This is a genomic window from Flavobacterium anhuiense (assembly GCF_900101855.1).
Taxonomy (GTDB): Bacteria; Bacteroidota; Bacteroidia; order Flavobacteriales; family Flavobacteriaceae; genus Flavobacterium; species Flavobacterium anhuiense.
On the sequence record NZ_FMVC01000005.1, the window covers coordinates 477,337 to 500,706 of the forward strand.

General features: G+C 33.4%; 22 protein-coding genes. 8 read left to right on the forward strand and 14 right to left on the reverse strand.

The window, feature by feature from the left end:
- Positions 1-6: 6 nt before the first annotated feature.
- The 5 genes from BLP44_RS15790 to BLP44_RS15810 all read right to left on the reverse strand — a co-directional run bounded on the left by BLP44_RS15790 (position 7) and on the right by BLP44_RS15810 (position 5,909).
- Positions 7-2,466, reverse strand: coding sequence for a ligase-associated DNA damage response DEXH box helicase (locus tag BLP44_RS15790; RefSeq protein ID WP_091134388.1), 2,460 nt, complete (start codon positions 2,464-2,466; stop codon positions 7-9).
- A complete protein-coding gene (locus BLP44_RS15795) occupies positions 2,466-4,067 on the reverse strand; it encodes an ATP-dependent DNA ligase (protein ID WP_091134390.1) in 1,602 nt (533 codons plus the stop codon). Before BLP44_RS15795 ends, BLP44_RS15790 begins: the two co-directional genes overlap by 1 nt.
- Positions 4,068-4,138: 71 nt before the next feature.
- A complete protein-coding gene (locus tag BLP44_RS15800; protein WP_091134392.1) occupies positions 4,139-5,143 on the reverse strand; it encodes a ligase-associated DNA damage response exonuclease in 1,005 nt (334 codons plus the stop codon).
- 44 nt (positions 5,144-5,187) lie between these two features.
- Positions 5,188-5,574: a YidH family protein gene (locus BLP44_RS15805; RefSeq protein ID WP_008469038.1), complete on the reverse strand. Its 387-nt coding sequence runs from the start codon at positions 5,572-5,574 to the stop codon at positions 5,188-5,190.
- Between the two features lie 17 nt (positions 5,575-5,591).
- Positions 5,592-5,909 (reverse strand): hypothetical protein, encoded by a 318-nt coding sequence (locus BLP44_RS15810; RefSeq protein WP_091134394.1) that lies wholly within the window; start codon positions 5,907-5,909, stop codon positions 5,592-5,594.
- Between the two features lie 225 nt (positions 5,910-6,134).
- Here BLP44_RS15810 and BLP44_RS23230 point away from each other — a divergent pair, with 225 nt between their 5' ends.
- Positions 6,135-6,263, forward strand: coding sequence for a hypothetical protein (locus BLP44_RS23230; RefSeq protein WP_257784745.1), 129 nt, complete (start codon positions 6,135-6,137; stop codon positions 6,261-6,263).
- An 87-nt stretch (positions 6,264-6,350) separates the two neighbouring features.
- Here BLP44_RS23230 and BLP44_RS15815 read toward each other — a convergent pair whose 3' ends face one another.
- The 6 genes from BLP44_RS15815 to BLP44_RS15840 all read right to left on the reverse strand — a co-directional run bounded on the left by BLP44_RS15815 (position 6,351) and on the right by BLP44_RS15840 (position 12,537).
- Positions 6,351-6,980, reverse strand: coding sequence for a DsbA family oxidoreductase (locus tag BLP44_RS15815; RefSeq protein ID WP_091134396.1), 630 nt, complete (start codon positions 6,978-6,980; stop codon positions 6,351-6,353).
- A gap of 387 nt (positions 6,981-7,367) precedes the next feature.
- On the reverse strand, positions 7,368-8,486 hold the full coding sequence (gene dnaN, locus BLP44_RS15820; RefSeq protein WP_008469033.1) for a DNA polymerase III subunit beta: 1,119 nt from the start codon (positions 8,484-8,486) through the stop codon (positions 7,368-7,370).
- Positions 8,487-8,593: 107 nt separating this feature from the next.
- Positions 8,594-10,279, reverse strand: a complete 1,686-nt coding sequence (gene gldG, locus BLP44_RS15825) for a gliding motility-associated ABC transporter substrate-binding protein GldG (RefSeq protein WP_091134398.1) — start codon at positions 10,277-10,279, stop codon at positions 8,594-8,596.
- Complete coding sequence (gldF, locus tag BLP44_RS15830) at positions 10,279-11,004, reverse strand: gliding motility-associated ABC transporter permease subunit GldF (protein ID WP_091134400.1); 726 nt, start codon at positions 11,002-11,004, stop codon at positions 10,279-10,281. Before gldF ends, gldG begins: the two co-directional genes overlap by 1 nt.
- Before the next feature lie 100 nt (positions 11,005-11,104).
- A complete protein-coding gene (locus BLP44_RS15835; RefSeq protein ID WP_091134402.1) occupies positions 11,105-11,401 on the reverse strand; it encodes a putative quinol monooxygenase in 297 nt (98 codons plus the stop codon).
- A gap of 308 nt (positions 11,402-11,709) precedes the next feature.
- Complete coding sequence (locus BLP44_RS15840; protein WP_066034541.1) at positions 11,710-12,537, reverse strand: SAM hydrolase/SAM-dependent halogenase family protein; 828 nt, start codon at positions 12,535-12,537, stop codon at positions 11,710-11,712.
- A 265-nt stretch (positions 12,538-12,802) separates the two neighbouring features.
- On the opposite strand from BLP44_RS15840, the gene BLP44_RS15845 reads away from it, so the two are divergent.
- The 6 genes from BLP44_RS15845 to BLP44_RS15870 all read left to right on the forward strand — a co-directional run bounded on the left by BLP44_RS15845 (position 12,803) and on the right by BLP44_RS15870 (position 17,639).
- Complete coding sequence (locus BLP44_RS15845; RefSeq protein ID WP_008469028.1) at positions 12,803-13,753, forward strand: PhoH family protein; 951 nt, start codon at positions 12,803-12,805, stop codon at positions 13,751-13,753.
- Between the two features lie 126 nt (positions 13,754-13,879).
- On the forward strand, positions 13,880-14,566 hold the full coding sequence (locus tag BLP44_RS15850) for a hypothetical protein (RefSeq protein ID WP_091134403.1): 687 nt from the start codon (positions 13,880-13,882) through the stop codon (positions 14,564-14,566).
- Between the two features lie 109 nt (positions 14,567-14,675).
- A complete protein-coding gene (locus BLP44_RS15855; RefSeq protein WP_394363687.1) occupies positions 14,676-14,942 on the forward strand; it encodes a DUF1801 domain-containing protein in 267 nt (88 codons plus the stop codon).
- Positions 14,943-15,080: 138 nt separating this feature from the next.
- Positions 15,081-15,911: a Cof-type HAD-IIB family hydrolase gene (locus BLP44_RS15860; protein ID WP_066034542.1), complete on the forward strand. Its 831-nt coding sequence runs from the start codon at positions 15,081-15,083 to the stop codon at positions 15,909-15,911.
- 141 nt (positions 15,912-16,052) lie between these two features.
- Complete coding sequence (locus BLP44_RS15865) at positions 16,053-17,006, forward strand: phosphoribosylaminoimidazolesuccinocarboxamide synthase (RefSeq protein ID WP_091134406.1); 954 nt, start codon at positions 16,053-16,055, stop codon at positions 17,004-17,006.
- Between the two features lie 252 nt (positions 17,007-17,258).
- Positions 17,259-17,639, forward strand: a complete 381-nt coding sequence (locus tag BLP44_RS15870; protein WP_091134408.1) for an ankyrin repeat domain-containing protein — start codon at positions 17,259-17,261, stop codon at positions 17,637-17,639.
- 67 nt (positions 17,640-17,706) lie between these two features.
- Here the strand turns inward: BLP44_RS15870 and BLP44_RS15875 are convergent, their stop codons facing one another.
- A complete protein-coding gene (locus BLP44_RS15875) occupies positions 17,707-18,249 on the reverse strand; it encodes an SRPBCC family protein (RefSeq protein ID WP_091134411.1) in 543 nt (180 codons plus the stop codon).
- Positions 18,250-18,633: 384 nt separating this feature from the next.
- Here BLP44_RS15875 and BLP44_RS15880 point away from each other — a divergent pair, with 384 nt between their 5' ends.
- Positions 18,634-19,014 carry an ankyrin repeat domain-containing protein gene (locus tag BLP44_RS15880; protein ID WP_066034546.1) on the forward strand — a complete coding sequence of 127 codons (381 nt, stop codon included), beginning with the start codon at positions 18,634-18,636 and terminating at the stop codon, positions 19,012-19,014.
- A gap of 162 nt (positions 19,015-19,176) precedes the next feature.
- Here BLP44_RS15880 and BLP44_RS15885 read toward each other — a convergent pair whose 3' ends face one another.
- On the reverse strand, positions 19,177-22,275 hold the full coding sequence (locus BLP44_RS15885; protein ID WP_066034547.1) for an efflux RND transporter permease subunit: 3,099 nt from the start codon (positions 22,273-22,275) through the stop codon (positions 19,177-19,179).
- Between the two features lie 3 nt (positions 22,276-22,278).
- Positions 22,279-23,364: an efflux RND transporter periplasmic adaptor subunit gene (locus tag BLP44_RS15890; RefSeq protein ID WP_066034548.1), complete on the reverse strand. Its 1,086-nt coding sequence runs from the start codon at positions 23,362-23,364 to the stop codon at positions 22,279-22,281.
- Positions 23,365-23,370: the final 6 nt, after the last annotated feature.

Here is a 23,370-nt window from a genome sequence, read left to right on the forward strand (position 1 = left end):
AAGCTGTTATTTCATATAGGAAGCGGTCATTTTTTGAATTCTTTCTGCGAGAGTTTCACTCGAAAGTTTTTCTCTCAATCGATCTGTAATAATTGGAAAACTAAAAGGAGTTGGCTTTAAGCATTGTTTCCAGATGATTTTCTGATTGGCAATTCTTTCTAATGCTAAAATCAAACGTCCTTCTTCTAATTGATGTTCAAAGGTTTCGCGATAAGCTTGATGCAATAATAAATTATCGGGTTCAAAATCTCTGAAGACTTCGAAAAGCAATTGCGACCCGCTTTGCAAATGTTTGGTCTTAACCATTTTTCCTGGAAAACCCGTAAAAACTAATCCTGAAATTACCGCTATATCTCTAAACTTTCTTCGAGCCATTTCGGTTGAATTCAAGCTTTTCTGCAAATCATGATGAACATATTCGGTTGAAAATAGATTATTGTCTAAAACTGCTTCAATATCAATTTCCTGATCCGAAAGCAATTCAAATCCGTAGTCATTATACGCCAAAGAAAAAGTGATCGATTGCAATAAACTAATTCTAAATGCCAATAAACTGGCTAAAGCTTCATGCACAAATCGCCCTTCAAAAGGATAAAAAATAGCATGAAATCCTTCTCGGGTTTTAAAAGTTTCAATTAAGAATTCATCTGGACTTGGCACAATAGATTCTTTTCGCTGTCTTGTGAATAAAGGCTGTAAAGCTTTTAATTCTGGCGAAAGATTTTCAGTATTAGCTCGATATAATTCTTTTCGAAGCAATTCGCTCATCTGCGAAGACAACGCCAATCGGCCGCCCATCCAGCTCGCAATTTTAGATTCTTTTTTCGGACTCGCTTTTTTTACCAAAACCTGCATATTTCTGATTTTGAACAATTCCAGTTTTTTTCCAGCAAAAATAAAAGTATCTCCAGGTTTTAGTTTCGATATAAACCATTCTTCAATTGTACCGATATAACCACCACTGACATATTTGACATTCATCACAGCATCGCCAACAATAGTTCCAATTTGCATTCTGTGATGCATGGCAATCATTCTGCTATTTATTTTATAACAGCCATTTTCGTCAATTTCAACTTTTTTAAATTCGTCATAGGCGTGAAGGCTTTGGCTTCCTTGGGTAATAAAATTTAAAATCCAGTTCCAATTTTCGTTGCTTATAGTTTGATAGCTAAAAGTTCCTTGAATTTCTTTTAAAATTTGATTGGGATAAAATCCGTCAGAAACTGCGAGCGTGTTTAAATATTGCACCAAAACATCCCAACTGTTCAAATAGGGAACACGATCTTCTATGACGCTGTTTTCAACCGCTTTTTTCAAGGCAGAGGCTTCTATTAATTCAATGGCATGAGTAGCAAGGAAATAAATAACGCTTTCTTTTCCAGGTTGATGCCCGCTTCGTCCGGCACGCTGCATAAAACGGGCAACGCCTTTTGGACCGCCGACCTGAATAATCGATTCGACAGGAGCAAAGTCAACTCCCAAATCTAAACTCGAAGTGCAGACCACCACTTTTAATTCTTCATTTCGAATGGCGTTTTCTACCCAAAGTCTGGTTTCTCGATCAATACTTCCGTGATGCATGGCCATTTCACCAGCAAATTCGGGATATTTTTCTAATAATCTTTGATACCAAATTTCGCAAGCTGAACGAACATTGGTAAAAATAAGTGTCGTTTTGCTGGCTTTTATAATTTTTGCCGCTTCATCAATCAGATGTAATCCCATGTGTCCGCGCCACGGATACGTATCCATTTTTTCAGGAATAATGGAAACAACTTTTACTTTTTTATTAATGACGGCTTTAATTAAAACAGAATTATGGTAGGCTTCAGAATCAACTCCAAGTAAAACTTCTTGCGCTTGCTGTAAATTTCCAATTGTGGCTGAAATTCCCCAAATGCGAATGTTTTTAGAAATTGCTTTTAGCCGCGATAATGCCAATTCCACTTGGACGCCCCTTTTTGTTCCTAATAATTCGTGCCATTCGTCAATTACAATTGAACTGCAGTTTTTAAAAATATTAGCATAACCTTTCGTTGCTAAAAGTAATTGTAGACTTTCGGGAGTTGTAATCAGCAAATCAGGCATTTTGTTTTTTTGTTTGGCACGTTCGGCAGAAGATGTGTCTCCTGAACGAATTCCGACAGTCATTGGAATATCTAAATCTGTAAGTACTCTTTCTGCTGCTTGTTTTATTTCGACAGATAAAGAGCGTAAAGGTGTGATCCAAATCGCTTTTAATCCTGAGTTATGTTTGGTTTTATAATTCGGATTTTCTTTGATGTAATTTAAAATGATAGGAAGCCAGAGCGCATACGTTTTTCCACTTCCGGTTGGAGCATTTAACAAACCATTTTTTCCCTGCAAAAAAGCAGTCCAAGTCTGTGTCTGAAACGGAAAAGGTTTCCATCCCTGACTTTCAAACCAATTGTTGGCTATGGTAAATAACTGCTCTCTGTTCATTATGAAATCATGTTTTTTAAATCTTCTATCGAATTGGCGTCTTCAATTTTTTTATCATGCCTCCATCTTAAAATTCGCGGAAAACGGGTTGCAACTCCGCTTTTATGTCTTTTGGAAAGCGCAATTCCTTCGAAACCAATTTCAAAAACCAATTGTGGCGTAACGCTTCTTACTGGACCAAATCGTTCTAAAGTATTCTTTTTTATGAAATCGTCTACCATTCTAAATTCGGCATCGGTTAAACCGGAATACGCTTTTGCGAAAGTGACGAGTTCACGTTCTTTATTTTCATTTTCCTGCCAAAGGGCAAAAGTATAATCGGTAAATAAATTAGATCGTCTTCCGTGTCCGCGCATGGCGTAGGTGAGGACGGCGTCTATAGTTAAAGGTTCAATTTTCCATTTCCACCAATCGCCTTTTTTTCTTCCGACTAAATATGGAGAATCTTTTCGTTTCAGCATCAAACCTTCGCTTCTCATTTCGCGCGACTTTAATCTTTCTTCTGTGACGTCTTCCCAAATAGAAAAATTAAATCTTTCAGATAGTTGTAGCGGAATTTCTTTTCCAATTAAAGTCGTAAATAGTCCTTCTAACAATGTACGACGTTCTTCGTAAGGCAGATTCCGAATATCATTTCCCTGCCATTCCAATAAATCATAAGCTTTAATAATAACATGCGTACTTTTTAAAACCGAAGCTGATACATTTTTACGGCCAATTCGGGTTTGCAAATCATTAAATGTCCCAATTTGATTGTTTATAAATGGAAGAATCTCGCCATCAATAACGGTTCCGTCTGGAATATTTCCGATGAAAGATTGAAATTCTGGATATTTATCGGTTACCAATTCTTCCCCACGGCTCCAAACGTAAATCTCGTTGTTTCGGATAATAGTCTGTGATCGTATTCCGTCCCATTTATGTTCGGCGCTCCAATCTTCGGGATTTCCTAAACTTTCCAGTTCGCCTTCAATTGGATAAGCCAAATAAAACGGATAAGGTTTCGATAGATAATCACTGTTTCTTTCATCCAAAATCAATTCCTGAAACGTAATCGTATTCGGATTCCAATCGCCCATTAATTTGTAAGCTAGTGTATCTTCATCAATATTTTCAGCTTTAGAAAGTGCTCGCGTCATCAGTTTCTGACTTAAGCCAATTCTGAAACTTCCCGTTATTAACTTCGTGAAAACGAATCTTTCGTAATAATTTAAATTAAGCCAATTGGTTTGCAGATATTCTTTTTTCTCGAAATCAGTTTTCTTTTTTAAGGCGATTATTTCCTGTAGAAATTCGGTCAGACTTTTATCGGAATGCTCTTTTGTAGTTGGAATAACCAATGCAATAGTTTCGGCCAAATCGCCCACAATATGATAACTTTCTTCAAATAGCCAAAGCGGAATATTGGCCAATTCATTTGCCCATAAACGCAATAAGGTAGTATTGACAGGCCGTGGCGGACGACGATGCGAAAGAATAGCAATTGTCCAGACTTTGTCTTCGTCACTAGCCTTTAAAAAATAATTAGTCAACGCATCAACTTTTACCGATGTTTTATTAGAAGTATCTAAGGTTTTTATAAGCTCGGCAAAGTTTTTCATTTTAAATTTAGTTGAGGGTTGAAAGTTGTTTGTTGATGGTTTTGGAATTTGGAATTTGCTTATTTTGGAATTTAACTTTCATCAGTATCATTGGTTTCTCCTTCGTATTGTGTATGTGCTGTTCTGGCATCGTAACCTAATTCTCTTAGGTATCTCGAAAATATATCTGAATATCCGTGAGTGCAGATTACTTTTTCGGCTCCTGTTGCTTTTATGCTTTCCAATAAACCTGTCCAATCACAGTGATCGCTTAAAACAAATCCGCGGTCAACGGCTCGCCTGCGTCGTGCTCCGCGAAAAGCCATCCAGCCACTTGCTGTTCCAGTTACAAAAGGAGTCATTTTTCTAATCCAAGTGCTTCCGTGTGCGCTTGGCGGAGCAATTACAATGCTGCCGAGTAAATCTTCTTTCTTGGTTTCAGTAGTGACTCTAATCGTAGGAGGCAAATCGATTTGCGGACGCACAATATTGGTCATATTTTCGATAGCGCCATGTGTGTATATTGGTCCAATGCTTGTGTCTAGATTTTTTAGTAATCGCTGCGCCTTTCCTAAAGAATATCCAAATAGTACAGAAGTTTTTCCTTCTGCGCGATTCTCAGCCCACCAATTATTTATTTCTGTCATGACATCAGCTTGCGGTTCCCATTTAAAAGCGGGAAGTCCGAACGTGCATTCAGTGATAAAAGAATGGCATTTTACCACTTCGTACGGGACAGAAATTCCGTCATCTTCTGTTTTGTAATCTCCAGTAAAAACCCAAATTTCACCTTTGTATTCAACCCTTATTTGGGCAGAACCAATAATATGGCCTGCAGGATGAAAAGAAAATTTCACTCCATTTATCGTAAAAGTTTCATTCCAATTCTTTCCTGAAACATTAATTTCTCCCAAACGATGTTTAATAATTGGAATATTTGAGTAATGGGTAATATAGTTTTGATGCCCCCATCTGGCATGATCAGAATGTCCATGGGTAATGATAGCATTTTTTACTGGTCGCCACGGATCAAGATATACGTCGGCCTGCTGGCAGTAGATTCCTTTGTCGTTAAATTGCAATAGTGGCGGATTCATTTTTTAATTAGATAATTAGAAAATTTAGCAATTAGATAATTTTTTTATGTGCTTGCTGCAATAATTAGATAAGCAATAAGTGATATGCTCAGTACAAAAAGCATCATTGTTATAAAGGTAAGCATTGCGGTTGAATATTGATACTTTCCTTTTTTTAATAATTTGATGGTGCGAACATAACGCAAATAGGAGAGCAGAATAGTCATTGCACCAGCAATCAACAAACCGATTCCTAAATAAATAGTGAAATTGCTATTTGGCGGAACAGTTTCAGCTATATATTTTGCTGGAAGCTGTTTTAAAAATAATGAAAATTTTACCGCGACAAACCCGAAAACCATTATCCCAATTCCTGTACGAATCCATGCTAATAAGGTTCTCTCATTAGACAAGTATTCATTCATAACTTCTTGATCATTTTTTGGCGACATAGTTTCTTGTAGAATTTTTAATATTCAAAATTTCTGTAAGGAGGACAGTTATATTTATCATCTTCGTTATCTAAATTATAACTGTTATAAGGATTAGCATCATCATAAGTAGGATAAGGAGTATTGTCTTCAGCTAGATTAAGCCCGCTTTCTATGATTTCATAGGAGTCTTCAAAATGACTGCAATATTTTCTGTAATTTGTATCAGGATTTTCTCCTGAAGTAAATTCATTATCCATTGCTTCATTTTCATGCGCTGTATCAACATGATCTGGTTTACTGCATTTATAATCATTTAATCTTGCAGTTTTTCTATTGTCTTTATCTGTTCTCATGGCTACTATTTTAAATTAGTAAATGGTTATAATAAAACGATATATACAAATTTGAAAATTAGAAACTTGAAAAATTTATAAGATTCGATTTAATTTTTATATGATTTATTTTAAAGAGGATTTCAGTGTGCTTCTCATTTTGTAAAATCAAATATAATTCTGTAAAATAAGGACTTACACATTTTGCAAATTTGTGTATATTAATTATTTAAAAAATTATTTATCATGGAAACTTCAAGAAAAGATTCGAAATCTGGAATGAAAGATTCTGGAAAAGCTCAAAAATCAACTTCTGGTTCTAGAGGAAAAAGCACCACAAAATCTAACGATTCTAAAGGTAGAGGTGGACATTAATTTTTAGTTTTATTGAAAAGACTAAATAATAAAAGCGTGCTGTTTAAATATAAACAGCACGCTTTTAGGTTAGATAAGATTTATAATTTATTTCAGAACTTCCTGAATCGTTTTTACAAATGTTTCTACAGGTTGTGCACCCGAAACAGCATATTTTCTATCGAATACAAAAAATGGAACTCCTTGCACGCCAATTTCACCTGCTTCTCTAATATCCGACTCAACTTCTTTTAGAAATAAAGAATCGCTTTCAAGGACTTCTCTAATTTCTTCTTCTTTCAAACCAGCTTGAATTCCCAATTCTATTAAAGTTGGACCATCATTTAAATCTCGTCCATCAGTAAAGTAGGCTTTAAAGAAAATCTCTTCCATTCTGTCGCCTATATTTTTCGTTTTAGCCAATTGAATAATTCTGTGGGCGTTTAAAGAATTAGAGATAACAGCTTTATCAAAATTATAATCTAAACCAACACTTTTAGCGCGTTCTGCAACTCCTTTGTGCATTTCTTTAGATTGTTCAATCGACATGCCTTTTCTTTCTGCTAAGAACGTATAAACATCCATATCAGGCTCAGATGTAATTGTTGGATCTAGCTGAAAGCTTTTCCATTCAATTTCAAATTCGTCATTAGGAAATACTGCAAGTGCAGTTTCCAATTGTCTTTTTCCGATATAACAAAATGGACACATGATGTCCGACCAAATTTCTATTTTCATATTGCAAAGATAGGGAAAATTGTTGTTTTAGGTTTCAGGTTTGAAGTTTCAAGTTGCTATGCTTTGTGTTTTTCTTACCGCAAGGCACGCAAGGTTTTTTGATATGCAAAATCTATAGAAAACGCAAAGTTCGCAAAGCTTTGAGGAAAAAACCTTGCGAACTTTGCGTAAGCCTTTGCGAACTTTTCGGTTAAAAATAAACAGAAAGCATAGGGACTTGAAACTTGAAACAAAATCAACTCCAATAAAAAACCGCAACTCTTTATAGGAATTGCGGTTTCTAGGTATAAAAAATGGTTGGTTAATAGCGATATCTTTTTTTTTTACAATGATATATCTTTTATTTAAAACTAAAAAATATCCCTGTAACAGAAAGAAACTTTAATGTTAACTATTTAACATTACAGGCATTACAAGCATAGTAACTGTTTCTCCTTCTTCTAAACCATCAACTGGAGTTAAAATACCAGCTCGATTTGGTAATGACATTTCAAGCATAATCATGTCAGATTGAAGGTTAGTCAGCATCTCTGTTAAGAAACGAGAGTTGAAGCCAATTTGTAAATCATCTCCTTGATAATCACAAGTCAATCTTTCTTCTGCTTTGTTTGAGTAATCGATGTCTTCTGCAGATACGTTTAATTCTGCTCCTGCAATTTTTAAACGAATTTGGTGTGTAGTTTTGTTAGAGAAAATCGCAACACGTTTAACTGAACTTAAGAATAAAGAACGGTCAATCATTAATTTGTTTGGATTTTCTTTAGGAATTACCGCTTCGTAGTTCGGGTATTTTCCATCAATTAAACGACACATTAAGATATAGTTGTCAAATGAGAAAGTCGCATTTGAATCGTTGTATTCAATTTTCACTTCAGCATCAGAAGTTCCTAAAATACTTTTCAAAATATTTAAAGGTTTTTTAGGCATAATAAAATCTGCAACTTGAGATGCTTTTACATCTGTGCGTGCATATTTTACCAATTTATGAGCATCTGTAGCTACGAAAATTAATCCCTCTGGCGAGAACTGGAAGAAAACTCCAGACATTACAGGACGTAAATCATCGTTTCCAGCAGCAAAAATGGTTTTGCTTACCGCAGTTGCCAAAACTTCTGCAGGAACAAGCGTTACAGATGGATCTTCAAGACTTACTGCTTTAGGAAATTCTTCTCCAGCTGCGTAAGCCAGTGCATATTTACCTGAATTTGAGCTAATTTCTACTGTATTGTTGTCTTCAACAGTAAAAGTTAATGGCTGCTCTGGGAAAGTTTTTAAAATTTCAAGTAAAAGCTTAGCTGGAACCGCTACACTTCCTTTACTTGTAGAATCGATCGATAATGTAGCCGACATTGTCGTTTCAAGATCTGAAGCCGAAACGGTCAACTCATTATTGTTTAGTTCAAATAAGAAGTTGTCTAAAATAGGCAACGTATTATTACTATTGATTACACTACCTAAAACTTGTAATTGTTTTAATAAGTACGAACTCGATACTATAAATTTCATCTGTTTTATTTTATTTTTTGATGGATGCTTTAGCAAATAAAGGGCTAAATATACGGATTACAAATATATCTTAAACTATCCAAAGTATTACATTTTTTTATTAACATCTATTTGCTGTATTTTCTTTTTCTTACAAAAGTAAATACAAGTCCAAAAACGGTTAAAATTAGAATTGGTACTCCGATAGTTATGAATTGAGTCTGAGTATAGCTCTCGTAAACTTTTTCTTTGTCTAATAATGGTAGTTCTACATCTTTGCTTCTAATGTTAATAAGTCCTGTATCATCAAGAAGATAATTGATGCAATTCATGATAAAGTCTTTATTGTCGTATAAATTTCCAGTTCTTTGGTCGTAACCTAGTTCGACTGGCATCATGTTTTTGTCCAATTGGTTTTTTGCAATGTCTCCGTCAGCAATAACAATCATTTTGTTCGGTTTTCCTTTTGCTGTAAACGAATTGTCTTTGAAAGGCAAAACTCGGTTTTCAAAAGCAGAATGGAAAGAGCCTTCTAACAAAACGGCAAGATTTTGGTTTCCTTTATTCAAATAATCTTGCGGAGTTGATTTTTCAGTAACCATATTCAGATTGATTTCTGCTGGTGTTCCGATAGTTTTGGAATATTGAGAAGACTGCAATAAAACTGTTTTTTTGATTCCGTTTTTCAACGTATCAATTGGGTTGGCAAAATCAAACTTAATTCCGCCAAGATTTTTAACAATAGGATGCTGGCTCTTTGGATAAACCTGTGGAGCAAATTTCCAAATAAAATCTTGATATTGCGTTGCGCTCCCTTGTTCGCCGGTTGCCAATTTTATTGGACTTCCATATTCATCTTTTATCAAATCGGGATTAATTCTGAATCCATATTTGAAGAACATGTCGTTTAGATTCAAATCTCTTGGATAAGCTAAAGTTGCTCCTGCATCGTTGTATAAACTGTCCATATCAGCCGCAACTTGATCAATCAGCCAAATGGTTTTTCCGCCATTCATAATAAACTGATCCAGAACTTCTTTTTCTTCATCGGAGAATTTTTCTGTTGGTTTAGAAATAATGGCTAAATCATATTTTTTCAATGCATTTAAAGTTCCGTTTGGATCTTTTGCAACAGAATCTAAAGTAAAAGGTCCGATAAAATAACTCTCACGAATCTGCATCAGCATTTTGGCGATATGAATTTCGTTTAATTCGCCATTTCCTTTTATGATGGCAACTTTTTTCTGTTTATTTTTAGTCACTTTATTAATGGCATCAGCGATTGAATATTCTAAATGCTGAATAGATCCAATTACTTTTTGCGTAGTAGAAGCTCCCATTATGTTTTTTAATAATGGAATATTAACTTCTTTGTTATTGTAAACTGCAACAGCCCATGGGAAAACCATAGCTTGAGATTGTTTTCCTTTATCATCAACTGTAATGTTTACAGGAGTTAATCCTTTTTGAAAAAGTGATTTTGTTAGTTCTTCGCTTTCATCTTCATTTTCTAAAGGATCAACAAATTCGAAAACAATATTGTTGTTATAGGCCTGAAATTCTTCTAATAATTGTTTGGTTTCCTGCTGTAAACGTCTAAAATCGGCTGGGAGATCTCCGGCCATATAAATCTTTATAGAAAGCGGATTTTGAACTTGTTTTATAATGCCCAACGAAGTTGGAGATAATGTATAACGTTTATCTTTGGTTAAATCAAAACGATGGAAAAATAGAGTTCCAAGTACATTTAAAACTACTAAAATGAAAATAGTAATACCTAACGTTTTTAAATTTTGCTTTATAGATGGTTTCATTAGGCTTTATAAGATTTTAATTGGTAAACAGTAAAAGACAAAAAAGCAATGGCAATGCTTAAAAAGTAAATAATGTCGCGAGTATCAATTACACCACGACTCATACTTTTAAAATGATTTTGCATTCCTAAAACCGAAATGAAATTGTTTGAACCTGGAATTAGTGAACTCAGACCTTCAAAGCCAAAATAAAAGAAAAAGCAAAGAAAAACGGCTACAATAAAAGCTACAATCTGATTTTCTGAAAGGGTAGAAGTAAAGATTCCGATTGCTGAATAAGAGGCAATTAAAAATAATAATCCGAAGTAAGAGCCAATTGTGCTTCCCATATCGATATTGCCTTCTGGAGAACCTAAATCTGAAATTACTTTTACATAAATTAAGGTTGGGATAATGGCTAAAATAATCAGCAAAAATGAACCAAAGAATTTACCGTTTACAATTTCCCAGATTGATAACGGTTTTGTTAGAAGCAATTCTAAAGTTCCTTGTTTTTTTTCATCAGAGAAACTTCTCATGGTAACAGCTGGAATTAAGAAAATCAGAATCCATGGCGCCAATGTGAAAAATGGAGTTAAATCGGCGTAACCTGTATTTAGAATGTTATAATCTCCTTCGAACACCCATAAAAATAGTCCGTTGCTGATTAAAAAAACAGCTATGACCAAATAGCCAATTGGAGAGCCAAAAAAGGATTTTATTTCTCTTAAAATGATTGATTTCATGTATAAGGTTTATTCGTTTATTTGTTTAATCGTGTAATCGTTTTTTGTTTAGCGGTTGGTTTATTCTGGCCACGCTGCAAACTGCGACTGTGACTGAAAACTAATTTAAGCTAACCAATTTATCAACGCTCCATGCTTCTGGTTTAGCATTGAATAGTTTTTTTGTAAAATCCCAAACCGTATTAAAAAGTTCGGATTTTCTGTAATTTTCTAAATCTTGCTCCGTTTCCCAGTAACTGTAAGTGAAAAAGATGCATTTATCATTTTTGTCCTGATACAATTCTAAAAAACGATTCCCTTCTACATTTCGTATTTTTTCTTTCACCGATTCAAAATTCTCCAGAAAATCAGGAATTTTTTCTTCGTGAAAACTCATTTTTACTATTCGAACAAACATCTTATTATTTTAGATTTTAGACTGTTGATTTTAGATTTTGAATTGTCTAAAATCTTACAGGTGCGCAAAAATACCAAAATAGATTATTGTTTTAAACAAAAAATGAAATATTATAAATGTCGATTTTTAAATTCTATTTTCACAGTATTTTTAAACATAGCCCGTGGTTTCAACCACGGGAAACGTTGAGTGATATGCGTTATGTTCCCGTGGTTTCAACCACGGGCTATATTCATGATCAAAAACAATAAAAAATCTGCTCAATCAGCGAAATCTGCGAGCTAAAAAATCTAAAATCTAAAATTTTTCTAAGAAAACTTAATCGTAATCACATCACGATAATTCAATCCCAACAAACTATTTGCAGAACCCACTTTAGAAGGATTGCTTCTGAAAATAGCAATTTCTAGAAATCCAGCTTCATTAAAAATAGCTAGTTTTTCTCCTTCATAGGTTTTAATCGGATATTTGTCAGAAGTGGCAATAGCCGAATAATTTGGCAGAATTGTTTTGATGCTCTTTGGTTTCATCACAATTTCGTAAGGACGTCCGCGCGAAACTTCTAAGAATTGTTTTTTAGAAATATTGGTTACAACGTTTCCAAAATGATCAATATATATGATGTTTCCTTTTATAGAATTTCCGTCATCTGCAACAAGAGCCTGCAATTCGGTAGCTTCTTTAATAGACGAAATTTCTTTTCCGATAACATTCAATAAACCACCTCTAGATAAGTGAGAAGCAACCTGAATAAAGATATCCAAATCTGTCGCTTCAATGGGGAAACGATCGTGAATATTAATTGCCACAATTTTTTGCGGAACAATTTTCTGCGTAAGCATGCTTAAGATACCGTTATCGGCACAAATAAAGTAATGATCGTTCCATTGCATAGCGATATGCTGGTTTTCTTTATTGCGCTCGATATCGACACCAATTAAGTGCACAGTTCCTTTTGGGAAACTCAAATAAGATGCTCCAATAATATAACTTGCTTCGGCCGTATTAAAGGGATCAATGTCGTGAGAAATGTCAATGATTTGAACCTCTGGGTTTTCAGAAAGTATTTTACCCTTCAGCGACCCCACAAAGTGATCTTTCAAGCCGTAGTCTGTAGTAAGGGTAATTATTGACATATTTTTGTTTATAACTATTGATAGTATTTAAATCTAATTTTCATTAAATTTGAGAAATGCAAAGCTAATAATAGTAAACACAAATTGAAAGAAAGTAAAGACAATTTGTGTTTTTTAAAAGTTTTTGTCTGTTACAATATTCAGAAACACAGATTTAGGTTCAAGAAACGAAAAGCTGAAAACTGCGACCGGATACTGTGACTAAAAAAAGACCCGACAGCCACTAAATATTAAAAGGAATTATTTTAATTTAAAACAACTTCATTTGAACGAAAGAATAATCGAGCTAGTAGATATTGCACCAAAAGAATTTTGGGGCGCACAGGATAGCCATTTAGAAATTATTAAAAAGTATTACCCAAAGCTTAAAATCGTAGCACGAGGGACAACTTTAAAAGCATTTGGCGAAAAAGAAGTTTTAGACGAATTCGAAAAAAGATTTCAAAGATTAATGCTTCACTTTACACGTTACAACAATATTGATGATAACGTAATTGAGCGTGTGATAATGAGTGATGGTCAGGATGAAAAGAGAGCTTACGATCATGATAAAATCTTAGTTCACGGTGTTGGCGGTAAAATTGTAAAAGCAATGACCCCAAATCAGCAATTGCTGGTTGATACCGTTAAAAAGAACGATATGGTTTTTGCAGTAGGTCCCGCTGGAACTGGTAAAACATACACAGGAGTCGCTATGGCGGTAAAAATGCTGAAGGACAAAGAAGTAAAAAGAATTATTCTGACGCGTCCAGCGGTAGAAGCGGGTGAAAATCTAGGTTTCTTGCCTGGAGATATGAAGGAAAAACTTGATCCTTACATGCAACCGCTTTATGATGCATTGCGAGATATGATTCCAAACGAAAAATTGGAAGATTATATTCTGAAAGGAATTATCCAGATTGCACCTCTAGCTTTCATGCGCGGACGAACTCTTGACAATGCTTTTGTAATTCTTGACGAGGCTCAGAATACCACACATTCACAAATGAAAATGTTTTTGACCCGTATGGGGAAAAATGCCAAATTCATGATAACTGGTGATCCAGGTCAAGTCGATTTGCCGAGAAGAACAATTTCTGGTCTTAAAGAAGCACTTTTGGTTCTAAAAGACATTGAAGGCATCGGAATTATTTATTTAGATGATAAAGATATCGTTCGCCACAGATTGGTTAAAAAGGTAATTGATGCTTATAAGCAAATAGAAAACCACGATTAATTATAAATTTTAGTAAAATGTTAAATGTAAATCGTGAATTGTGTTTTAACATTTATTAATATTCGTTTTGTATATTTTCTTTTGAAAAGTGCAAAACGAATATTTTTTTATTATCATTGAAAAAGAATGGAAAGTAAAATTATTTTGATTGTTGGTTTACTTTTTTTTGCAGTTAAGTTTTATGCCCAAAAAAGAGAAGAAAATAAAACAGAAAGAAAAATAAATAAATTAAGTGGAAAGGAAATTGTTCAAGAATTAAACAGATTGAATTTTTTCAATTTAACCGATAAAAATGATTTGCAAATTACAAGATATGAATTTGAAAAGTCTTATGATCAATTGAATTTCTTTGAAGGTCAAATGAGAGAAGATTTAAGTTTTACAGATAATAGATTTTATTTTATTGATTCTGAAACATTGTTTGAAGGAGGAGGATTAATTCAATATTTAGAAATCTTTAAAGTTTTATTTGATAAGTTAAATCTAAAACTTGTAATATCTGAAGAATTTGAATCTCAAACTGATAAACATTTACTTCATAAGATAAAACTAAACGGAAAAGAATATGTTGCTTTCGATAATGATTTTGGAAATTACGATTGGACAATAGCATATTTGAATTTCATTGAAATGTTAAATGATCAGCTTAAAATGCAAGACAGTAATGAACAGTTTTATCCGATTAGCTCAGGCAATGACGGAAAAATTGTATTATTGACAAAAAATCAGTTTGAATTTATCAAAGGCAATTATCCAAATGATTATAATCATCCAAAAGAAATTGTTGATTGGAAAAATGGGTTTGAATATTAAATTCAATTAAAAAAATGAAACAACTAGATGATTTTTACCTAAACCAAGAAGAACCTATAAAAGGGATATTTCTGGCATTAAAGAAATCATTCTAAAACAAGATCAGGAGATAACCAATACTCTAAAATATGGAATGCCATTCTTCTCTTATAAAGGAAAAATGTTCTGTTATTTGTGGATTCATAAAAAACTCAAAGAACCTTATATGGGAATTGTAGAAGGAAAGCATTTTGACGAAGTTTTTCTTATTCAAGAAAATCGCTCTAGAACGAAAATTATGCTGTTTGATGTTAATGAAGATTTGCCTTTGAAACAGATTGAAATAATAATTAGAAAAGCTATTGATTTATATAAAACAGGAATTGTTAAGATTTAAATTATTAGTATAGCAATATTTAACGAAATAGTTAAATAAATAATAAACTTACCTCAATTTTGGTTTTCAAAGCCTCTAATCTTTGTCTAACCAAGCTTAAAGCCGTAAATTTGCAATTCTAAATATTAGAATATTAATATGACAAAACTTAAAAATATAAAAGTTGTAGTAAGCGACCTTGACGGAACTTTGCTTAACCCACAACACACTATTTCAGATTATACTAAATCAATTTTTCAAGAACTTCACAATCGAGGATATCTAATTGTGGTAGCTACAGGCCGCCATCATCTAGATGCAATGGCAATTATTGATAAATTGGAAGTTCCAGTTTATTTGGTAAGTTCTAATGGAGCCAGAATTCATTCGCCAAACAAAGAACAGCTTTTTGCTTTCAACTTAGACAGTGATGTGGTTAAGGCCGCATTAAATGTTGAAATTGATCCAGAAATCACGGTCGTTTTATTCAAAGAAAATGTTTGGCAGACCAATAAATGGAACGAAAAACTGAATTCTTTTCAAACAGAATTAAAATATCGTCCAGAACTGGTAGATTATAAGAATTTAGAAGATTTTGGAGCTATTAAAATTTTCTTCTCTTGCAGCGATCACGAAAAATTAGTCAAATTGAAAGATGCCATTTTAGCCAATTCTTCAGAACATTTGCATCATGCTTTTAGTTTGCCGACTTGTTTAGAATTTATGGACAAATCTATAGATAAAGCAGTTGCAATTGAGCAGGTATTGGAAAGAGAAGGATTTACATTGTCTGAAGCGGTTTCTTTTGGAGACGGATTTAATGATGTGCAAATGCTGTCTTCATCTGGAAAAGGATTGATTATGGGAAATGCTCCATCAATTTTGAAAGAAACTCTGCCAGATTTAGAAGTAATTAAAACAAATGCCGAGGATGGCGTTGCTAGATATATTGCATCTAAAATTTTAGATAAAGAATTTGCAACAAGTTAATTTTAGAAGATATTAGAAAGGAAAATCCCTAAATGAACTACTTATTTAGGGATTTTTTATTTTCTTATCTGAAATTTCATTGTGTAACTATGTGAAATAGTTTTAAATTTGCATTCATAAAAAACAACACAACTAAAGATAATGAGTAATACAATTACAACTACAAATTTTAATTTCCCGAACCAGAAATCAGTTTACCGCGGAAAAGTTAGAGAAGTTTACAATATTAACGACGAACTTTTAGTAATGGTAGCTACCGATAGACTTTCGGCTTTTGATGTAGTTTTGCCAAAAGGAATTCCATACAAAGGACAAATCTTGAATCAGATTGCAACAAAGTTTATGGAATTGACAGAAGATATTGTTCCAAACTGGCTGATTGCTACTCCAGATCCAAATGTTGCTGTTGGACATTTATGCGAACCTTTTAAAGTAGAAATGGTTATCCGTGGTTATTTGTCAGGACATGCGGCTCGTGAATATGCGGCTGGAAGAAAACAAATCTGTGGTGTTACTATGGCTGAAGGTTTAAAAGAAAACGATAAATTTCCAGAGCCAATTATTACACCAACTACAAAGGCAGATAACGGTTCTCATGATGAAGATATTTCTCGCGCGGATATTTTGGCAAAAGGAATTGTTTCAGAAGAAGATTATTTAGTTTTAGAAAAATATACGAGAGCTTTATTTCAAAGAGGAACTGAAATCGCTGCTAAACGTGGATTGATTTTAGTAGACACCAAATATGAGTTCGGAAAAACAAAAGATGGTGTTATTGTTTTAATTGACGAAATTCACACACCAGATTCTTCTCGTTATTTCTACGCTGATGGATATGCTGAAAGACAAGAAAAAGGTGAAGAGCAAAAACAATTATCTAAAGAATTTGTTCGCCGCTGGTTAATTGAAAATGGTTTTCAAGGTAAAGAAGGGCAACAGATTCCAAATATGACAGATGAATATATCGAGTCAGTTTCTGAAAGATATATCGAATTATACGAGAATATTTTAGGAGAAAAATTTGTAAAAGCGGATATTGATAATATTGACCAGCGTATTGAAAAAAACGTATTAGATTACCTTTCTTCAAAATAATAATTTCGTGCTTAAATGAACATTTAAGCTTTAACGTTTATAAAATGCCTTACTGTACAAGTGAGGCATTTTTTTTATAGAAATTCAAAAATTGAAATTTATGAAAAGGCGCGATTCAATTAGTTTGACCGCACTTTTTTTATTGTTAAAATAAAATTTGCATTTTTTTCATTCTCGATGCAACGTTTTATACCTAATGTGCGTCTAATAAGTAATCATCACAATCATTAATCATTAAACAAGCAATCAATCATGAAAAAAACAGTAATCGTTTTAGGAACGGCTTTGGCCTTATTTGCAAATTTTGCAACAGCTTCTAACTTGAAGTTAAAAAATAAAAATCAAATTGAAATTCCTTTTGATTTATCATCGCCTTTACATTTGGCAGTATGCAACGGAGATCTTGAAACTGTAAAGAAAAGCATTGAATACGGCGCAGATGTAAATAAAATTGTGCGCAATATGACGCCTTTGATGCTCGCCGCTCGTTATAACCACGTTGAAATTGTAAAAATTTTGTTGGCAAGTGGAGCTAAACCTTCAATAGAAAACGCTCACGGACTAAGAGCATTGGATTATGCTAGATACGCAAAATCAACTGAGTCTGCCGAGATTTTAAAAGGATTGAGGTAATTTTTAAGAACAAAAGAAAGGAAAGCATCATCTTTTTATAAGGATGATGTTTTTTTTAAGAGAAGATTTATTTTTTTTCCATTTTATCTTTTAAATTTTCAAGACCTTTTTGCAAATCATTTCCAATCATTTGATCCATTCTTAGCAATGGAAGCATGATATTTGTTGGATATGGAATTGCACCGCTGATTGCCCATTTCACTTTTGTCTTGTTTTCAGAAATTGGTTCTGTAGACATAAATCCGACAGCAGTGTCATCCATTGGCTTTTTAAAACGGAGCGCAAAATCTAAACGTCTGTTTTCTGTTATTTTTGTAATTTCTTGTTCGCCAACGCCAACTTCTTTCACATCGCTTTCCCAAGAAGAAACTGAACCAATCATGCCGTCAATTCCTCTATAATGAACTTTCATCTTCGGATCCATATTTGCCCATACGCTAAACTCATTTTGATTTTTTAGAGAACGAACATATTTAAAAATGCTATCAGCGGGTTTATTGATTGTAATTTCTCTTTCTACCGAATATTCTTTCGGCATAAAATAAGCGGTAATTAAAACAATTGAAATAAATAAAATTAAAATGACGAGAATTCTTTTAATAAAAATCATGACGGTCTGCTTTAAGGTTATTACATTATTGTTTGTTTTTATTTTTAAAGCTAAGAATTAGAAGGCTTGGGCATTGATATGTTAGCCTTTGATTTCTAATGCTATAGTAAATTTAAAAAAAATAATTTATGCGTTGGAAGCAGATTGATTTAAAAAGAATTAAAAAAAAATAAGATTTGTTGTAACATTTTTCCTTTTTTGTAGTCTATTATAGTAAAATCAATAATTTGATAACGTTAAAGCTCTTTGATTATCGTTTTATTAAGTAAGTGTTAAGAATTGGTTAAAACATGGTACTTTGTAATGCATAATACGATAAAATGATTTACTTTTACATCATCAAATTAAAAATCATCATCAATCATTTAATAAACATCAATCATTATGAAAAAATCAGTTATTTATTTAGGATTAGCCTTAGTAACATTTGGAAATGTAGCAATGGCTTCAAATGAAATCTCAACTGTTAAAAATCAAGTTGAATTTAAAAATTACGTAGGAACTCCTTTAAATGTTGCTATTAGTAAAGGAGATTTAGAAACAGTTAAAAAATTTATTGAATATGGTGCAGATGTGAACCAAATATCAGAGGATCTTACTCCTTTAATGATAGCTGCACTATACAATAAACATGAAATCATTAAAATTTTATTAGCGAATGGGGCAAATCCTAAAGCTAAAAACGAAAAAGGTTATACTGCATTAAAATATGCACAAGCATCAAATGCTTCAGAAGCAATTGCGCTTTTGAAAGATTTGAAATAAGATTTTAAAAGTTTTGAGTTAGTAAAAAGACCTTTCTGAGCAAAAGGTCTTTTTTTTGCTTTGTGCAGACTTGATTATAAACAAAAAAGCATCATTACGAGAATGATGCTTCTTCTTTTTTAAATCCCAACAAATTGATTTAAAACTAAGTATTTTAATTATTTATTCTATCGGTACATGTTTTTTTCTGTTGAATATCCAGAATAAAATTGGAAATACTAATAGTGTTAAAACAGTAGCTGTCATCAGTCCACCGATAATTACAATGGCAAGCGGTTTCTGCGATTCAGATCCAATTCCGGTAGAAATTGCTGCAGGCATTAATCCTATAGATGCCATTAATGCTGTCATAACTACCGCTCTGGTTCTGGCTTTTACTCCCATAAAAATAGATTCTTCGAGAGAGAATTTGGCCTTCAGGTTATGATGAAATTCAGAAATTAAAATAACTCCGTTTTGAATACAGATTCCGAGAAGTGCTATAAATCCAACTCCTGCTGAAATTCCGAAATTCATTCCTGTAATATGAAGCGCAATAATTCCGCCGATAATAGCAAATGGGACGTTAGCCAAAACAAGAAGAGAATCTTTAAAGTTTCCAAACAAAATAAACAATAGTACAAAAATTCCAATTAAACTGATGGGCACTACTTGCGCTAAACGGGCACTCGCACGAACTTGATTTTCAAATTCTCCTGTCCATCCTGTCGTGTAACCAGCTGGTAATTTAAGTTTGTTTACTTTTTGTTGGGCTTCTGCAATTGTACTTCCTAAATCACGATCACGAACAGAAAATTTTACACCAATAAAACGTTTGGTGTTATCTCGATAAATAAATGCGGGACCTGTAATAGTTTTAATATCACAAATTTCTTTTAAAGGGATTTTGATTCCGCTGATGGTCGGAACTTTAATTTCTTCCAAATCTTTTTCATCTTTTCGGTATTCTTTAGAAAAACGAACACGAACATCAAACTTCTTTTCATCTTCATATTTTTCTGTTGCGGTTTTTCCTCCGAAAGCTAATTCTAAAACTGCTTGTGCATCACTCAGAGTTACTCCATAGGCCGCCATTTTTTCGCGATCCAAGATTACGCTAATTTCAGGTTGTCCAACATTTCGCAAAATTCCAACATCTTTTATACCTGGAATATTTTTAATTTGAGCCAAGACTTCATTCGCAAGCTCATCTAATTTATTCAAATCGTCCCCATAAATTTTAACGGCATTCGAAGCTTTAAACCCAGCCACCGATTCTGCAACATTATCAATTACGGGTTGAGAATAATTATATGTGATTCCCTGATGGACTTTTAGTTTATTATCCATTTCATTAATCAGATCGTCCATAGAAATTTTACGTTTCCATTCTGCTTTTGGAAGTAAATCAACTTGAAGTTGGATAAATCCAAAACCATTCGGGTCAGTTCCATCGTTGCTTCGTCCAGTTTGAGATAAAACTTGTTTAACCTCAGGAAAACTTTCCAGATCTTTTCTAATCATTGCTGCTGTTTTAACACTTTCAGGGAGAGAGGTACTCATTGGCAATTCTGCCGTAACCCATAATGCTCCTTCGTTTAATTGTGGTAAAAACTCGGTTCCTAAGAAACCTGCTGAGAAGAAAACAGCTGCTAACAATCCTAATGATGCAATTAAGGTCTGCACCTTATGTTTGAATGTCCATTGAAAACCTTTGCTGACAATTCTATCCCAAAAATTCACAAACGGATTATGTTTTTCTTTTACATTTTTATTTAATAAAATATGAGAAAGAACGGGAACCAAAGTCAAGGTAAAAATAAGCGCTCCTAATAAGGCAAAACCTAATGTAAAGGCTAGGGGAGAGAACATCTTTCCTTCTACTTTCTGGAAAGAGAAAATAGGAAGCAAAGCTGTAATAATAATCAGTTTTGAAAAGAAAATGGCTTTACCCATTTCAGTACCTGTTTTTTTGATTAAGCTTCCTTTGGCAATTTTATTAAATTTCTCCATTCCCAATTGATGCGCTCGATGATCTAAAACCACAAACAAACCTTCAACCATTACGACGGCTCCATCGATAATAATTCCGAAATCGACTGCCCCTAAACTTAATAAGTTGGCGCTCATTCCCATCATTTTAAGACATAAAAAGGCAAATAATAAGGAAAGCGGAATGACAATAGAAACGGTGAAAGTTGTTCTCCAGTCGGCCATGAAAAGGAATACGACAACGGTAACTAGAATAATACCTTCAAATAAATTGTGCATTACAGTTTCTGTCGTGAAATTCATTAAATTATCACGGTCATAGAAGGTTTCAATTTTAATGTCTTTTGGTAAAACATTGTCATTTAGGTCTTTAATCTTAGCTTTGATTAAGGCAAGAGTTTCCTGCGGATTTTCGCCTTTTCGCATCACCACAATTCCTTCAACGGCATCGTCATTATTTCCAATACCCGTTTGACCTACTCTTGGCATTGAGCTTTCGTAAACATCAGCTAAATTTTTTACCAAAATTGGATTTCCTCCAGCGTCATCAACAATAATATTACCAATATCTTCTCTAGACTTTAATAAACCAACTCCACGGACAACAAATGCTTGTCCGTTTTTCTCAATGACGTCACCGCCAACATTTAAGTTGCCAGCATTTACTGCGTTATAAACTTGTAAAGGCGTAATGTTGTATTTTGCTAATTTGATTGGATCAACCCCAACTTCATAGGTTTTAGTCTGACCTCCAAAAACATTTAAATCGGCAACGCCAGGAAGAGAGCGCAATTGTTTATCGATAACCCAGTTTTGGTAGGTCAATAATTCTCTGCTATCTCTGCTGTCGCTTTTTACAATATATCTGAAAATCTCGCCTGTAGGTCCATAAGGTGGCTGTACATCTGGTTCAACTTCATCAGGAAGAGAAACATTTTTTAATAGATTATTTACCTGAAAACGTGCAAAAGTATCATCTACACCATCATCAAAAATGATTTTAATTACAGATAAACCAAACATAGTTATACTTCGAACGCTTGTTTTTTTCTGTACTGAGTTCATGGCAATCTCAATTGGAGAAGTAACAAAACGCTCTACTTCTTCGGCGCTTTTCCCATTCCACTGCGTAATAATAATAATCTGCGTATTGGTAACGTCAGGAAAAGCATCGATTGGCATATTTTTGAATGAAATAAATCCAGCAACAGCTAACAATCCCACCCAAAAGAAGGTAAATGCTTTATTCTTTAGCGAAAAAGCAATAATATTTTTTATGAATTTGTTCATGTCTTAATTATTTAAAGCACCATAAATAAATAGCTGATTGTTTGTGATTACTTTTTCATTTTCCTTTAAACCACTTGAAAGATACGTGGTGTCTCCAACCACTCTATAAACTTCTACTTGTCTGGTTTCAATATTATTTCGGTCTTTAAATACCACAACGAAGTTTTTACTTTTATCAAAAACAATCGCTTTACTAGGCACGGCTATCATAGACTGATTTTCATTAAAAGATAGTTTGATATTAGCATTCATATCGGGTTTAAGCATGTAATCTGGATTATTAAGCTTAATTCTAGCCTGCATGGCTTTCGTTTCTGGATCAATAACATTATAAATTTTATCTACTTTTCCATAAAACGTTTTATCTGGATAACTCAAAGTGGTCACTGCAGCATTGGTTCCTAATTTTACTTTATTGATATCAATTTCATTAATATTCGCCATTGCCCAAACTTCACTGATTTCTGCAATGTCAAATATATTTTCAGAACGATCATTTCTCAAAAGCATATCCTGATTGATACTTTTCTGAATAATAAAACCGCTTATTGGAGCTGTTACTTCATAAATAGAACCTGCTTTGATGTTATAAATTTTATATGTTTCCTGAATTTTGCTTAATTGTGACTGCGCTTTATTTACTTCCGATTTTGCCTGTAGAACGTCGCTTTCAGAATTCAATTTTCCATCAAATAATTCTTGTGCTACTTTCAAGTTATTTTTAGCGACAAGTAAATCGCTTTTAGCATCAATGGATTGTTTTTCAAAATCGGCTACATCGGTACTTTTTATAGTTGCCAATACTTGTCCTTTTTTTACATAATCACCAAGTTCAACATTTACTTTCATTACGTTTCCGCCAACTAATGGATAAACATCAATCATTTTATTATTGTCAGCAGTAATTTTACCGTAAAAACTAAGTTCGTTTTTTAATGGCTGAGTTTTAGCTTCAGCAGTTGTAGTACTTTTAAGCATAGCATCACTCAAAACAAAAGAGCTATTTGTCTCAGGATTTTCAACTTCTTTTTTGCAGCTCGTAAGAGATAAACCTGCTAGTGCGATTCCGATGAATAATATATGTTTCATTTCTGT

Coding starts and splice junctions, on each gene's coding strand:
- BLP44_RS15790 (WP_091134388.1), bottom strand. CDS start 2,466: ATGAACAGAGAGCAGTTATTTACCATAGCCAACAATTGGTTTGAAAGT.
- BLP44_RS15795 (WP_091134390.1), bottom strand. CDS start 4,067: ATGAAAAACTTTGCCGAGCTTATAAAAACCTTAGATACTTCTAATAAA.
- BLP44_RS15800 (WP_091134392.1), bottom strand. CDS start 5,143: ATGAATCCGCCACTATTGCAATTTAACGACAAAGGAATCTACTGCCAG.
- BLP44_RS15805 (WP_008469038.1), bottom strand. CDS start 5,574: ATGTCGCCAAAAAATGATCAAGAAGTTATGAATGAATACTTGTCTAAT.
- BLP44_RS15810 (WP_091134394.1), bottom strand. CDS start 5,909: ATGAGAACAGATAAAGACAATAGAAAAACTGCAAGATTAAATGATTAT.
- BLP44_RS23230 (WP_257784745.1), top strand. CDS start 6,135: ATGGAAACTTCAAGAAAAGATTCGAAATCTGGAATGAAAGATTCTGGA.
- BLP44_RS15815 (WP_091134396.1), bottom strand. CDS start 6,980: ATGAAAATAGAAATTTGGTCGGACATCATGTGTCCATTTTGTTATATC.
- dnaN (WP_008469033.1), bottom strand. CDS start 8,486: ATGAAATTTATAGTATCGAGTTCGTACTTATTAAAACAATTACAAGTT.
- gldG (WP_091134398.1), bottom strand. CDS start 10,279: ATGAAACCATCTATAAAGCAAAATTTAAAAACGTTAGGTATTACTATT.
- gldF (WP_091134400.1), bottom strand. CDS start 11,004: ATGAAATCAATCATTTTAAGAGAAATAAAATCCTTTTTTGGCTCTCCA.
- BLP44_RS15835 (WP_091134402.1), bottom strand. CDS start 11,401: ATGTTTGTTCGAATAGTAAAAATGAGTTTTCACGAAGAAAAAATTCCT.
- BLP44_RS15840 (WP_066034541.1), bottom strand. CDS start 12,537: ATGTCAATAATTACCCTTACTACAGACTACGGCTTGAAAGATCACTTT.
- BLP44_RS15850 (WP_091134403.1), top strand. CDS start 13,880: ATGGAAAGTAAAATTATTTTGATTGTTGGTTTACTTTTTTTTGCAGTT.
- BLP44_RS15860 (WP_066034542.1), top strand. CDS start 15,081: ATGACAAAACTTAAAAATATAAAAGTTGTAGTAAGCGACCTTGACGGA.
- BLP44_RS15865 (WP_091134406.1), top strand. CDS start 16,053: ATGAGTAATACAATTACAACTACAAATTTTAATTTCCCGAACCAGAAA.
- BLP44_RS15870 (WP_091134408.1), top strand. CDS start 17,259: ATGAAAAAAACAGTAATCGTTTTAGGAACGGCTTTGGCCTTATTTGCA.
- BLP44_RS15875 (WP_091134411.1), bottom strand. CDS start 18,249: ATGATTTTTATTAAAAGAATTCTCGTCATTTTAATTTTATTTATTTCA.
- BLP44_RS15880 (WP_066034546.1), top strand. CDS start 18,634: ATGAAAAAATCAGTTATTTATTTAGGATTAGCCTTAGTAACATTTGGA.
- BLP44_RS15885 (WP_066034547.1), bottom strand. CDS start 22,275: ATGAACAAATTCATAAAAAATATTATTGCTTTTTCGCTAAAGAATAAA.
- BLP44_RS15890 (WP_066034548.1), bottom strand. CDS start 23,364: ATGAAACATATATTATTCATCGGAATCGCACTAGCAGGTTTATCTCTT.